The organism is Corallococcus interemptor, assembly GCF_003668875.1.
Lineage (GTDB): Bacteria > Myxococcota > Myxococcia > Myxococcales > Myxococcaceae > Corallococcus > Corallococcus interemptor.
In genome coordinates this window covers 47171-60352 of sequence record NZ_RAWM01000012.1, presented here as the reverse complement: position 1 = coordinate 60352, position 13182 = coordinate 47171, and the positions used below count along the sequence as shown (strand labels likewise).

The window sequence follows — 13182 nt, the reverse complement described above, 5'->3', positions numbered from 1 at the left end:
CCGACCCCGCCCATGGCCAGCCTCACCGTCCGCACCCCCGATGGAAAGGTCCGCACGGTCTCCCTGCTCAAGCGCATCACCAGCCTGGGGCGGGGATCCGACAACGACGTGCCGCTGGAGGACGCCAACGTCCCCGCCAGCGCCCTGCACGTCACCTTCGACGGCACCCGCTACGAAGTGGGCAGCCTGGGCGCCACCTTCCACGTCAACGGCAAGCGCCGCGACAACCACGCGCTGTCCACCGGCGACGTGGTCAAGGTGGGCGGCACCGAGCTGACCTTCTCCCGCGAGGACGCCCCCCGCGAACCCGTGCGCCGCGAGGTGCCCGAGCGCGAGGTGCCCCTGCCCTCCGCCGCCACCGCGTCGTCGGACTCGCACACGGCGGAGCTGCCCGGCGTGGTGGGCCGCGAGCTCGTCCTGCTCAAGCGGCTGACGGCCTTCAGCGAGCGGCTGTTCGGCAGCTACGACGTGGACCGCATCCTGGAGAGCCTGCTGGACGAGGCGATCGAGGTCACCCGCGCCGACAAGGGCTTCCTCATCCTGATGGAGAGCGGCGAGCCGCGCGTGAAGGCCGCGCGCAACGTGGCCCGGGAGAACATCGAGGACGCGGTGGAGAAGCTGTCCGACTCCATCATCGCCAAGGTGGTGAAGGACCAGAAGGCCATCATCGTCGCGGACGCGCTGGACGCGCCGGAGTTCAAGGCCAGCGAGTCCGTGGTGAACCTCAAGGTCCACTCCGTCATGTGCGTGCCCGTCATGCACAAGGGCGACCTGTTCGGCGTGCTCTACGTGGGCAACGACCGGCTGGTGAACCGCTTCGAGCCCAAGAGCCTGGACATGCTCACCGTGTTCGCGGCGCAGGCGTCCCTGCTGTTGCAGAACGCGCTGCTCGTGAACGACCTGAAGCTCGACAACACGGAGCTGCGCCGCAAGCTGGAGGACCAGCGCTACGGCGACATCGTGGGCGCGTGCCAGGGCATGCGGGACGTGTACAAGCGCATCGACAAGATCGCGCCCACGGACATCTCCGTGCTGATCACGGGTGAGACGGGCACGGGCAAGGAGCTGATTGCCCGGGAGATCCACCGCCGTTCGCCGCGCACCAAGGGCCCGTTCATCACGGTGAACTGCGGCGCCATCCCGGAGAACCTGCTGGAGAGCGAGCTGTTCGGCCACGCCAAGGGCGCCTTCACCGGCGCGGTGGCCACGCGGCCCGGAAAGTTCCAGGCGGCCATCGGCGGCACCCTCTTCCTGGATGAAATCGGCGAGATGCCGCTCCAGCTCCAGGTGAAGCTCTTGCGCGCGCTCCAGGACAAGGTCGTCTACAAGGTCGGTGAGAACCGCGGCGAGCCGGTGGACATCCGCGTGGTGGCCGCGACGAATAAAATCCTGGAGGAAGAGGTGAAGCGGAACACGTTCCGCGAGGACCTCTACTACCGGCTCAACGTCGTCACCGTGAAGCTGCCGCCCCTGCGCGAGCGCGGCGAGGACGTCATCGTCCTGGGCCGCTTCTTCCTCCAGAAGTACGCGCGCGAGTTCAACTCCAAGGCGCGCGGCTTCACGCCCGCCGCCGCCGTGTCCATGAAGAAGTACGGCTGGCCGGGCAACATCCGCGAGCTGGAGAACCGCCTGAAGAAGGCCGTCGTCCTCGCGGACAAGCCGCTCTTGGGCGCGGACGACCTGGACCTCAAGCCGGAGAACCTGGAGCCCATCATGCCCCTGCTCCAGGCGAAGGAGGAGTTCCAGAAGCGCTACATCAACGAGGTGCTGGCGCGGAACAACGGCAACCGGACGAAGACGGCCAAGGACCTGGGCGTGGATCCGCGCACCATCTTCCGCCACCTGGAGAAGCTGGAGGCGGAGAAGACGGGCGGTCCGCTTCCCCCGGACGACAACGAGGAACTGCTATAGGGTTGCCCTCCAGCCACGCCATGCACCGTCACGTGACGCGACAGTCCCGCGGCATCCTCCAGCCGCTCGTGGCGGCCCTGGGGCTCGCGGCGATCGCGACGGGCTCCGGGTGCCTCATCCCCCAGGACGAGGCGCTGCTGGAGAGCGTGCCCCAGTTCCGCAACCGGCCGCCGCGCATCATGGAGGAGCAGGTGGAGCCCTCGGAGCGCATCCTGCGTAACTTCGGCGTGGGCAGCTGCGTCCAGGACTTCAACGTGGTGGTGGAGGACCTGGACGTCGACGACCGCATCACCGTGGAGTGGTACGTGGACTACAACCCGTCCTACCCCTCGGGCTACTACCGGCAGATCGTCCTCGCCAACACCGGACAGCCCCGCCGTGACGACCGCGGCACGCTGCGCATGGACCTGCGCTCGGCCAACAACCCGCTGGCCCCGCCGGGCATCCACCTGGTGGAGGCGCTCGTCACGGACCGGCACCTCACCAACCGCCAGCCGGATCCGCCGGAGGAGGTGTTCCTCGCGGACGGCGGCGTGGTGAAGAACCCGGGCTTCGTCACCTCGTACTCGTGGGTGGTGAACACGGTGGCGGGGGACTGCCAGTGACGCGCGCGCGCCGGGCCCTGGCGCTGGCGCTCGGGCTGACCGGGGCCGGGTGTGGCTTCCTGGAAGAAGAGCCTCCGCCGGATCAGCTGGTGTGCCGCTCCGACGCGGAGTGCGCCCCGGGCCAGGTGTGCTTCGTGGACGGCTGCGGCAACCCCGGCGGCGACATCGTCGTGGAGGTGGAGCCCCTGCCCAAGGCGGGCCTGCTCGCGCAGGACTTCCCGGTGGACCGGCTGCGCGCGGAGCAGAACCTGGAGCTGTTCAGCCCCGTGCGCCTGAGGGGCGAGGTGTCTCGCGGCACCATGGCCACGCCGGACGGGGGCCTGGCCTCCATCCCCTACCGCGCGCCCGTCCACCTGCTGGCCACGGGCGAAAGCCGCCTCATCCCGGGCGTGGCGCGGCGCTATGAGACGACGCTCTCCCCGGAGGACGGCGCGTGGGCCCTGCCCGTGGGCAGCGGCGACTACACGGTGACGCTCACGCCGCTGGACCCGGGCCTGCCGCCGCTGTCGCGCACCGCCTCCGTGGACCCCGCCACGGGCGGCACGGTGACGTTCGAGCTGCCCACCGCCCCGAACGTGGTGACGCTGTCGGGGACGCTGGTGCTCCAGGGCCCGGCGCTCGTGGACGCGGACATGGAGGTGCAGGCGCTGGATGAGTCGCTGCGCCCGCTGTCCCAGCGCGCCCGCGTGGCCCGCGACACGGGCGCGTTCCAGCTGGTGCTCGCCCGGGCGGACGCCCAGCGCGCCACGGTGCTCCTGCGCGCCGCGCCCGTGGACGCCGCGGACCTGATGCCCCGGAAGACCTTCGTGGTGGACCCGTCCGAGCCCCTCACCTCCCCGCTGGAGCTGGGCAACCCCGGCGCGGCCGTGAAGGTGACGGGCCGCGTGCTGGAGTCCAACGGCCAGACGCCCATGGCGGGCGCGCGCGTGGCGCTCCAGGGCCGCGTGGCCGGCGGCGGCACGTTCCAGGGCGTGCCGGTGCTGACGGACGCGCAGGGGCGCTACCAGCTTCAGTCCCGGCCCGGCGTCGCGGAGTCCCCGCTCACGCTGGTCATCGTCCCGCCGCCTGGCTCGCCCTCGCGCCTGACGCTCCAGCCGGTGACGGTGGCGGCGGTGGACACGGCGCTGGACGACGTGACGTGCCCGGCGCGCATGACGGTGACGGGCAGCGTGAAGAACCCGGAGGGCACGGGCCCCGCGTCGGGCGTGCGCATCGTCGTGGAGCCGGTGGGCGCGCTGACGGGCTGGCCCCAGCCGCCCCTGGGCTTCGAGTCCCCCCAGACGACCAACAGCGAGGGCCAGTTCTCGCTGGCCCTGGACCCGGGCGAGTACCGGCTGGACTTCCTGCCCGGGGAGAACCTGCCGCGCGTCAGCCGCTTCGTCAGCGTGCCGGCCGGCAACGCCGGGACGGACGTGCTGCCGCTGGCCGCCTTCACGCTGTCCCGGGGCCGTTCGCTGAGCGGCCGCATCACCCTGCCCCCGGACCCCGAGGTGGCGCCGGACGGCATCGCGGCGAACGCGTCCGTGCGCTTCTTCCGCGTGGTGACGGTGGCGGGACGGCCGGAGTCGCTGCTGCTGGCGCAGACGGTGTCCGACAGCACGGGGCGCTACTCCACCGTGCTGCCCACGCGCTGAAGGCCTAGCGGCCGCTGTCCTTGCGGCGCGCGGTGTCGAAGGCGGCGTGCAGCGCGTCCACCGCGCCGCCCACCTCGCCCGCGTACTGCACCGCGTGGATGGTGTAGAGGTCCTGCACCCGCGTGAGGTGGCGGAACACCGAGCGCAGCTCCACGCGCGCCGGATCCCTCGACTCCAGGGCGCACTCGGACTCGGACTTGCGCACGCGCGTCAGCCAGTCCGTGCGGAAGCGCATCCACTCCTGGTCGACCTTGCGGGCGGGCAGCACGTGCACCAGCTTCTCGCGCTCGGACTCCAGGTCCTTCCAGTGCGCGTCCGCGGCGTCCAGGCACTCGCGCACGGTGAGCGGCGGCGTCACGGACGGCGGGCGCTCGGGCGTCATGGCCGCGACGGAGTGGCCCACGTTCCAGATGAGCCACGCCGACACCAGCGTGGCCAGCGTGATGTGGATGGCGTACGCGACGCCACGGTAGACGCGGAAGCGGGGATCTTTCCGAGGGTCTGGAACGGACACGGGGTCCAGGTCTTACGACCCTGGACCCCGGGTGGCAATGCTTCCCTTGCGCACCGTCCGGACGGCGACGGCCTGGGGGCTGCTACTGGCCGGCGGGGGCGCCCACGGCCGGAGCGGCCTGGGGCGCGGCGGCCGGAGCGGCGGCGGGCACCGCGGCGGCGTCCGAGCCACCGGCGGCGGCGCGCTTGGCGGAGCTCAGGCGGCCGCGGAACTGCGTCAGGTACTGGGTGGCCGGGTACGTGGCCAGCGCGTCGCGCACGGTGTCCGCGGCCTTATCGAAGGCGCCCGTCTCCTGGTACGACTGGGCGAGCAGCAGCATGGCGTAGTCACGCGTCTTGGACTTCTTGTCGCCTTCCACGAAGCGGGCCAGCAGCGGCACGGCCTTGTCGTGCTGACGCAGCTGGTTGTAGGCGGTGCCCAGGAAGAAGGACGCGTCCAGCGCGTCCGCCTCCGGCGGGTTCATGGCCAGGAAGCGCGACAGGTCCTCCACCACGGCGTTCATCTCGTTCTTGCGGAAGGCGATCTTCCCGCGCTCGAAGGCGGCGTCGCCCGTCTCGCGGCGCAGGATGGCGGCGCGGTCGTTGAGCGCCTGGCGCTCCAGCGAGGACAGCTTCTGCGTGTCCAGCTTCACCAGCGCGTCGATGCCCTTGAGGCGCTCGTCACCCGGCAGCGTGGTCATCATCTTGTAGACCTCGCCCGCGGCGCGCTGGGCCGTCAGGTGCGACGTCGTATCCGCGCGCTGCTTCTCCAGCTGCGTGGAGAGGTCCGCCACCTGCTTCTCCAGCCGCTCGCGTTCATTGGTGTTGCTGGAGCTGCGCGCGCCGTTCACCAGCACCGCGCCACCGACCGCCAGGATCGCGAAGAGCGCGTAGGCCACCGCCGAGGAGATCCACTGCCGCTTCTGGAAGTCCTCGTGACGCTTGCCAACCGCCTTCACCTCCGCGTGGAGGTTCTTCAGCAGGTTGTCCGTCTTGATGACGAGGTTGCGCGACTCGATGACCTCGCGGCGGAGCTCGGAGAGCTCCTTCTCGAGGTCAGTCTTCGGCTGTTCAGAGGGGGGCATGGACATCTTCCTGGGACCGGAAATGACTTCGGCCGACTCACGCATGCTAGGGGACACTCCGGGATGAGGGGCGGGTTCTTTTGTCGCTCCCCAACAGGGCCCTTGGTGCGCACCATTCCCCGGAGTCCCTGCTTCTTTCGCGCTCGCCTGCTTTCGTGTTGGAACTTTCCCGAGGCTCTAGAACGAGCTCAGGGGACGGGACGGATCCGGCGCGAACGCGTAGGTCACACCCAGCGCGAACCAGTTGCCGCCGTGGCTGAAGCTGAAGGGTCCCGGCTTCTTCGGATCCGGAGACTCGACGGGGCCGCGCAGGAAGGTGAAGCGGTACTCGGCGGTGATGCCCCAGTTCGCGGACAGGCGGAGCGTGCCGCCAAGCGAGCCCACCCAGGCCTGGGAGACCCGCTCCTGGATGGACGAGCCCTCGCGCGTGGAAGAGATGACCGCCGGCCCGGTGAGGATGCCCGCGTAGGGCACCAGGCCCTGCGGGCCGATGTCGAGCACGCCCTGGAAGCGCAGGCCGATGAGCGCGCCGTACGACACGGTGCTGACCTTGCGGATGACGGGGCCATCCGGGCCGGGCTCGGTCAGGTGCAGGTTCTGGGCGGTGCCGAACAGGTCGATGCCCACCTCCACCAGGTCCGACATCGCGTACGCGAACGTGGCCACGCCCACGGGCGCCCCCGAGGACATCGGGGCGCGCTCCAGGCCGTTGCTCGGGCCGTTGGCGCCGTGCCAGGCGTCCTGGAGCGTGTCGTTGGAGGTGAGCCGGTAGCCGGCCAGCACGGTGATGCGGCCCACGCCATCCAGGTTGGTGGGAGCCGGCGGGCCCCCCAGGTCGCCGTCCTCCTGGGCAAGGGCGGAGACGGGCGCGGCGGCGAGGGCGAGGACGAGCGGCAGACGGCAAAGCATCAAGGCGTGGTTCCCGGTGCTACAGGCGTGTCGCACACCGTAGCCGGGGCACCCGCCGCGTCAATTTTCCGGCCCGTCCCCACCGTGTCGATTTCGCGCCCTACCATTCGTCGCCCTTTTGAACCCGACGTTCCAGGAGACACCCCCATGCGCTTCATGATGCTCGTCAAGGCGACCCCGGAGAGCGAGACCGGCCGGCTTCCCACCACGGAGGAGCTGACCCAGATGGGCAGGTTCAACGAGGAGCTGGTGAAGTCCGGCATCCTGCTCGCGGGCGAGGGGCTGCACCCCAGCTCCAAGGGCTCCCGCGTGAAGTTCTCCAAGACGGGGACCACGGTGACGGACGGCCCCTTCACGGAGACGAAGGAGCTGGTCGCCGGCTTCTGGATCATCGAGGTGAAGTCGCGCGAGGAGGCCATCGCCTGGGCGCGCCGCATCCCCTTCCAGGACGGCGAGGTGGAGATCCGCCAGGTGGCCTCCGCGGAGGACTTCGCCCCCAGCGACCCCACCGGCGAGCTGCGCGCGAAGGAGGAGGCGCTGCGCGCCCAGGTCGAGGCGAAGGCCAAGGCCTGAGCCGCCTTCAGCGAGCGCGCCGCTCCAGCTCCAGCAGCGGCATCTCCAGCACCACCACCGTGCCGTGCGTGCACAGGGGGGTGAAGTCCGCGCGGTCCAACTCGCCCAACAGCGCGCGCAGCTGCGCGTCGGTGAGCGGCGACGAGGACGCGCGGCGGGCGGCGTGACAGGCCATCACGCGCACGGCCTCCGCCAGGCTCGTCACGTCCAGCGGAGCGCTGCGCGGGGGCAGCGCGCGCGACAGGGCCTCCAGGAGCGCGCGGGGGTCCACGCCCTCCAGCCCCGCCGGCACCGACTTGAGCGCGAGCGCCGTGCCGCCGAAGGGCTCCACGTCCACGCCCAGCTTGAGCAGCGCCTCACGCCCGTCCACCAGCGCCTTCACGCCCGCCAGGGACAGGTCCACCGTGGTGCCGAACAGCGACGGCGGCGGCGCCTTCGTGTCGTCCTCCAGCCGGCGCAGGTACGCGGTGAGGCGCGCGCGCTCCAGGGCGGCGTGCGGATCCAGCACCACCAGCGTGCCGCCGGGGCCCTCGCAGACGTGGAAGCGGCTGCCCAGCAGGCCCATGGGGCGCAGCGCCGCGAAGTAGCCCGGAGGCGGCGCCTCGTTGAGCTGCGGCTGTGCCTCGCCGAACCCGAGCGTGCGGCCCGGCACCGGCGGGGCCTGGAACGGACCGGGGAACGGACCGCCAGGGGCTCCGCCGCCCGGCCCGAAGTACGACGGCGTCATCGGGCGCGCGGGCATCGAGGCGCCCGAGCCTCCGGGGCCCGGGGCATCCATCGCGGTGGGCAGCGGCGCGCCCCAGGTGGCCTCCTGCGCGCGGGTGAGGAAGCGCTCCACGGCGTGCGCGTAGTGGGCGGCGTCGCGGGGCTGCGGGTTCGCGGCCTGCTCCTCCGGCGAGCCCAGCCACGGGGCCGCGCGCAGCACGCGGGAGAGGGCCGCGCTGATGGCGTCCTGCACGCCCCGGGCGTCCGCGAAGCGGACCTCCATCTTCTGCGGGTGCACGTTGACGTCCACCGCGGCGGGCTCCACGTCGATGTGCAGCACCACCACCGGCTGGCGGCCCGCGGGCAGGTAGTCCTGGAACGCGCGCTGCACGGTGCTGATGAGGCCGCGGTCGCGGATGTAGCGGCGGTTGACGAAGGTGTAGAGGCCGCGCGCGTTGGGCAGTGTGTACTCCGGCGACGCGAGGTAGCCCGTGACGACGACGCCCAGCCGGCGCTCCTCCACCGGGAACAGGTGCGCGAAGGACGCGGGGCCCAGGGCCGCGGCGATGCGCTCGCGCGGGTCGTGTCCGCTGGCGGGGCTGGAGAACAGCTCGTTGCCCTCGTGCGAGGCGAAGAAGCCGACCTCCGGGTGCGCGAGCGCCAGGCGCACCACGGCCTCCTCGCAGTGCTTGAGCTCGGTGTTGCCCTGGCGCATGAACTTGCGGCGCGCGGGCACGTTGTAGAACAGGTCCTCCACCGTGATGACGGTGCCCACGCGGGGCGGCGCGTCCTCCACCGTGGGCGGGCCGCCGCCGTCCACCGTGATCTTCGTTCCCTCGTGCGCGTCCGGCTCCGCGGTGTGCAGCGTGAAGTGGGACACGGAGGCGATGGCGGGGATGGCCTCGCCCCTAAACCCCATGGAGTCGATGTGGAACAGGTCGTCCAGCTCGCGCAGCTTGCTGGTGGCGTGGCGCTCCAGGCAGAGCGTGGCGTCCGCGCGGCTCATGCCGTGGCCGTCGTCGGAGATGGTGATGCGCCCCACCCCGCCGGCCTCCAGCTCCACGCGCACGGTGCGGGCGCCAGCGTCGAGCGAGTTCTCGCACAGCTCCTTCACCACGGAGGCGGGGCGCTCCACCACCTCTCCGGCGGCGATCTTGTTGATGAGCACGTCGCTCAGGCGCGCGATTCGGGACATGGCGATCAGCCACCCTCCGCCACCTGGATGACGTTGTCCAGAACATCACTGGCGCACTCGGCTGACATTCCTGGACGGCTGGGCTAACACCCGCCCCTGCGAATGGAAGTGATCCGAGCAGGCAAGGGCCCGATGCGCATCGCGGTGACAGGCGCCAATGGCGACTACGGCAAGCTGCTGCTGCCGAGGCTGGAAGCGGACCCCGGCGTGGAGAGCATCCTCGTGCTGGACACGAAGGAGCCCCCGCCCATCAGCAAGGTGGAGTTCCACCGCGTGGACCTCACCCGCTACGACGCGGAAGCCGAGCTGACGGACGCGCTCACCGAGCGCCCCGTGGACGCCCTCTTTCACCTGGCGTTCCTCTTCGGGCCCATCCTCAACGGCCCGCTGGCGCACGAACTGGAGGTCATTGGCACGATGAACGTGCTGACGGCGGTGGGCCGGGCGCGGCTGCCCCGGCTGGTGGTGCCGTCGCTGACGGTCACGTACGGGGCGCGGGGCAACAACCCGGCGCTGCTGCGCGAGGGCTCTCCGCTGTTCGGCTGTCCGCACAGCCGCTTCGTGAACGACAAGGTGGAGGTGGAGGGACAGGTGCGGGCGTTCCGCGAGCGCAATCCCGACACCCGCACGCTGGTGTTGCGGTTCGCGCCCCTGCTCGGCCCCAGCCTGGACAATCCGGCGACGCGGTTGCTGTCGCACGCGGTGGTGCCCACGCTTCTGGGATTCGACCCGCTCTGGCAGGCCATCCACGAGGAGGACGCGGGCCGGGCGCTGCACCTGGCCCTGAGGGCGGAGGCGGCGGGAGAGTTCAACATCGTGGGCCGGGGAGTGTTGCCCCTGTCGGGGCTCATCCGGCAGGCGGGCGCGCAACCGCTCCCACTGCCGGGGCCGTTGTTTCGTGGCGCACTTCGCGCGCTCGGGGTGGTGGGGGCGAGCACGTTGCCGGTGGCCCTGCTCGACTACATGCATTACTCCTGGGTCGCGGACGGGGAGCGCGCCGAGTCCGCGCTGGGGTTCGTGCCCCTCCACCATGTCAGGGACGCCGCCTCGGCGCTCAGAAGGAGCCAGTCATGACCAAGGGTGTCCTCGGGAATGATCCCTTCCAGCGGGGCGCCGCGCCTCGCACGGGCGAGGTGAAGGACGACGCGGCCGGCGCGAAGACCGCGAAGAAGTCCGCGGCGTCCAAGGGCGGCAAGGGCGCGAAGCCAGCGGGCAAGGCGAAGAGCGCCAAGGGCGGCGCTTCGAAGTCCGGGTCCGGCGCCCAGGCGAAGGCGCCCAAGGCCAGCAAGGCCGCGGAGGCGAAGCAGACCTCGGCCGGACCCAGGACGCCCGCGGCCAAGGTCCACAAGTTCGAGGCCCGCGCGAACGGACGCGGGAGCGCGAAGCACGAACACGACGCGCATCCCGCGGGCGAGGAGGTCTCTCCCCTTCGCGAGCCCTCCACGCCGGGCCCCGCCGACGAAGCCCGGCCGCGGGTGCTCGCGGACGAGGTGCACGGCTCGCGTCCGCGGGAGCGCAAGGTGGACCGCGCCCTGACGGAGGCCATCGCCTCGGACGCGGCGGAGGCCGCCGCGAAGACGGCCGTGGACGGGCTGTTCGAGGGACACGACGGGCCGGAGCACGACATCGAGCGCGTCCTCGCGACGGAGCTCGTCGCCGAGGTGGCCGAGTCCGCCGTGCGGCAGGTGCTGGACGAGGGCAACGGCGACGCGTCCGAGCGGGAGGTCGCCACCGCCGTCGCGACCCAGGTGGCCGAGGCCACCGCGGGCGTCGCCGTGGACGAGGTCATGGAGCGCAACGCCAGCGACCTCGAGGAGCGCGCCCTGCCCTCCGACGAGGAGCGCGATCCGCGCGACCTGGACGAGGACGCGGAGGCCTGGCCCACGGGCGCCTGGAGCCGCGACCCGAAGGACGTGCCGCCCGCCGAGAACTCCGGGGACGTCTGGACCGCGGACGCCTGGCGCCGCGACCCGGAGGGCATGGCCGCGCCCATGGACCCCGACGAGGACGACCTGGTCACCGGCGTCGAGCGCGTGGAGGAGAACGGCGTGCACATCTCCGTCTCCATCATCGAGGGCGCCGCCCCCACGGACGTGGAGCCAGAGGTGGAGCTGCCCGACGAATCCCACGACGAGCTGCCCCCCAGCCGCCGGCCCCTGTCGCTCGTGAGCGACCCTGGTGAGGACCCCGGCCTGGAGGAAGCCGGACAGGGCGAGGCCTCCTTCGACCACCCCGAGGAACCCGCCGCGCCGTCGGGCTTCGCGGGCCGCGCCGCGGGCATGTTCTCCCTGGCGAAGGAGATCGCCGGCCAGGCGCTCGCGAGCGAAGGCCTGGGCCGCGCCATGGGCGCCATGCACGGCCTGATGGAGGCCATGCGCACCAGCCTGGGCACCGGCGGCGGCAGCCGGCTGGACGAGTACGGCAAGGACGCGGGGCTGGTGGAGAGCCTCCAGCCCGTCCTGGACTTCCTGTACGAGCAGTACTGGCGCGTCTCCGTGGAGGGCGTGGATCAGGTGCCCCGGGGCGCGTCCATCCTCGTGGCCAACCACTCCGGCGCCCTGCCCTACGACGGCCTCGTGATGGCGCAGGCGCTCCAGCGTGAGCGGCCGGACCTGCTCGAGTCGCGCTGGCTGGTGGAGGATCAGGTCTTCCACGCGCCCATGCTCGGCACCCTCTTCAACCGCCTGGGCGCCGTGCGCGCCTCGCCGGAGAACGCGCTGCGGCTGCTCGACGAGCACCGGCCGCTCGTCGTCTTCCCGGAGGGCTACCAGGGCGCGAGCAAGCCGTTCGCGGAGCGCTACCGGCTCAAGCGCTTCGGCCGCGGCGGCTTCGTGAAGCTGGCCCTGCGCACCGGCGCGCCCATCGTCCCGGTGGCCATCGTCGGCGCGGAGGAGACGTCTCCCTTGCTGGGCCGCCTGCCCGGGGGCTTCCTCGGGTTCCCGTCCCTGCCGCTCACCGCGCCGGGCCCGCTGCCCGCCAAGTGGACCATCCGCTTCGGCGAGCCCATCACCATGGAGGGGCTGGCGCCGGAGTCCGCGGACGACCTGGGCGAGGTGCAGCGGCTCACCGAGCGCACGCGCGAGTCCATCCAGGGCATGCTCCAGGCCCTGCTGCGCGAGCGCCGCTCCGTGTTCACGGGCTGAAGGGGACGCAAGGACTTCGGGGGCGTCAGCCGCAGACGCGGTTGCGCCCCTGGCTCTTCGCTTCGAAGAGGCGCTCGTCCGCGGTGCGCACCAGATCCGCGGGCTCGCGGTGGTGCGGCTCCAGCGTGGCCACGCCCACCGACAGCGTGACGGGGATGACCTGCTTGTCGAACTCGAAGCGCTGGCGCTCCACCAGCTTGCGGACCTTCTCCGCCAGCTGCCGCGCGCCGCCCAGGTTGATCTCCGGCAGGAGCAGGCCGAACTCCTCGCCGCCGTAGCGGGCGAAGACGTCCTCGCGCCGGATGCGCGTGCGCACCGTGGACGCCAGCTGCTTGAGCACCGAGTCCCCGGCCAGGTGCCCGTAGGTGTCGTTCACGTCCTTGAAGTGATCCAGGTCGAACATCACCAGCGACAGCACGCGCTCGTAGCGGCGGCTGCGGGAGAGCTCCCGGTCCAGCTGCTCGTCGAAGTAGCGGCGGTTGTAGATCTGCGTGAGGCCGTCCATGGTGGTCAGCCGGTAGATCTCGTCGTGGTACGCCGCCTCGATGTTGCCGCCCGCGATGAACTTGAAGATGGTGCGGCCAATCTTCACCAGGTCGCCGTTGTGCAGCGACCGCGCGGACGACGCGACGTCGTCGTTGACGAACGTGCCGTTGGTGGACCCCAGGTCCTCGATGCGCACGCCCTTGGTGGTGTTGGTGATGCGCGCGTGGTTGCGGCTCACCGCCTCCTGATCAATCTGGATGTCCGCCTTGGACGACCGGCCGATCAGCGTCTCCTCGCGCGCCAGGTCGTACTTGCGCCCCAGGTCCAGGCCGTAGATGACCACCAGCGCCGCGTCCAGGTTGACGGGGCGCTCGGAGATCTTCGAGATGACGGTGACGACCGTCTCCTTCTGGCCCATGGCGAAGGCAAACGTACCACCGCGCA

At 71.6% G+C, this 13182-nt stretch carries 11 protein-coding genes; 6 read left to right on the top strand and 5 right to left on the bottom strand.

Translation table 11 applies throughout. From position 1 onward, the window contains the following. Positions 1-12: 12 nt before the first annotated feature. From D7X96_RS07070 to D7X96_RS07060, 3 genes are read left to right on the top strand one after another with little or no spacing between them, the layout of a single operon-like run. Positions 13-1911, top strand: a complete 1899-nt coding sequence (locus D7X96_RS07070; protein WP_120547543.1) for a sigma 54-interacting transcriptional regulator — start codon at positions 13-15, stop codon at positions 1909-1911. 32 nt (positions 1912-1943) lie between these two features. After that, positions 1944-2516: a hypothetical protein gene (locus tag D7X96_RS07065; protein ID WP_306449636.1), complete on the top strand. Its 573-nt coding sequence runs from the start codon at positions 1944-1946 to the stop codon at positions 2514-2516. After that, on the top strand, positions 2513-4150 hold the full coding sequence (locus D7X96_RS07060; protein ID WP_233609657.1) for a peptidase associated/transthyretin-like domain-containing protein: 1638 nt from the start codon (positions 2513-2515) through the stop codon (positions 4148-4150). The genes D7X96_RS07065 and D7X96_RS07060 overlap by 4 nt, the downstream gene beginning before the upstream one ends. Before the next feature lie 4 nt (positions 4151-4154). Here the strand turns inward: D7X96_RS07060 and D7X96_RS07055 are convergent, their stop codons facing one another. The 3 genes from D7X96_RS07055 to D7X96_RS07045 form a co-directional block, all read right to left on the bottom strand. After that, positions 4155-4664, bottom strand: coding sequence for a hypothetical protein (locus D7X96_RS07055; protein ID WP_199746886.1), 510 nt, complete (start codon positions 4662-4664; stop codon positions 4155-4157). Between the two features lie 82 nt (positions 4665-4746). Then, a complete protein-coding gene (locus D7X96_RS07050; RefSeq protein WP_121769308.1) occupies positions 4747-5772 on the bottom strand; it encodes a tetratricopeptide repeat protein in 1026 nt (341 codons plus the stop codon). A 132-nt stretch (positions 5773-5904) separates the two neighbouring features. Continuing rightward, positions 5905-6636: a hypothetical protein gene (locus D7X96_RS07045; protein WP_121769307.1), complete on the bottom strand. Its 732-nt coding sequence runs from the start codon at positions 6634-6636 to the stop codon at positions 5905-5907. A 147-nt stretch (positions 6637-6783) separates the two neighbouring features. Here D7X96_RS07045 and D7X96_RS07040 point away from each other — a divergent pair, with 147 nt between their 5' ends. Continuing rightward, on the top strand, positions 6784-7209 hold the full coding sequence (locus tag D7X96_RS07040; RefSeq protein WP_120547539.1) for a YciI family protein: 426 nt from the start codon (positions 6784-6786) through the stop codon (positions 7207-7209). 7 nt (positions 7210-7216) lie between these two features. Here the strand turns inward: D7X96_RS07040 and mutL are convergent, their stop codons facing one another. Further along, on the bottom strand, positions 7217-9109 hold the full coding sequence (mutL, locus tag D7X96_RS07035) for a DNA mismatch repair endonuclease MutL (protein ID WP_120547538.1): 1893 nt from the start codon (positions 9107-9109) through the stop codon (positions 7217-7219). Between the two features lie 102 nt (positions 9110-9211). Here mutL and D7X96_RS07030 point away from each other — a divergent pair, with 102 nt between their 5' ends. Both D7X96_RS07030 and D7X96_RS07025 read left to right on the top strand, forming a co-directional pair. Beyond that, on the top strand, positions 9212-10183 hold the full coding sequence (locus D7X96_RS07030) for an SDR family oxidoreductase (RefSeq protein ID WP_120547537.1): 972 nt from the start codon (positions 9212-9214) through the stop codon (positions 10181-10183). Beyond that, positions 10180-12252: a lysophospholipid acyltransferase family protein gene (locus D7X96_RS07025; protein WP_121769306.1), complete on the top strand. Its 2073-nt coding sequence runs from the start codon at positions 10180-10182 to the stop codon at positions 12250-12252. The genes D7X96_RS07030 and D7X96_RS07025 overlap by 4 nt, the downstream gene beginning before the upstream one ends. A 25-nt stretch (positions 12253-12277) precedes the next feature. On the opposite strand, the gene D7X96_RS07020 is transcribed toward D7X96_RS07025, so the two are convergent. After that, the gene (locus D7X96_RS07020) at positions 12278-13156 is read right to left on the bottom strand and encodes a GGDEF domain-containing protein (protein WP_120547560.1); all 879 of its coding nucleotides are present in this window, start codon (positions 13154-13156) and stop codon (positions 12278-12280) included. Between the last annotated feature and the right edge of the window lie 26 nt (positions 13157-13182).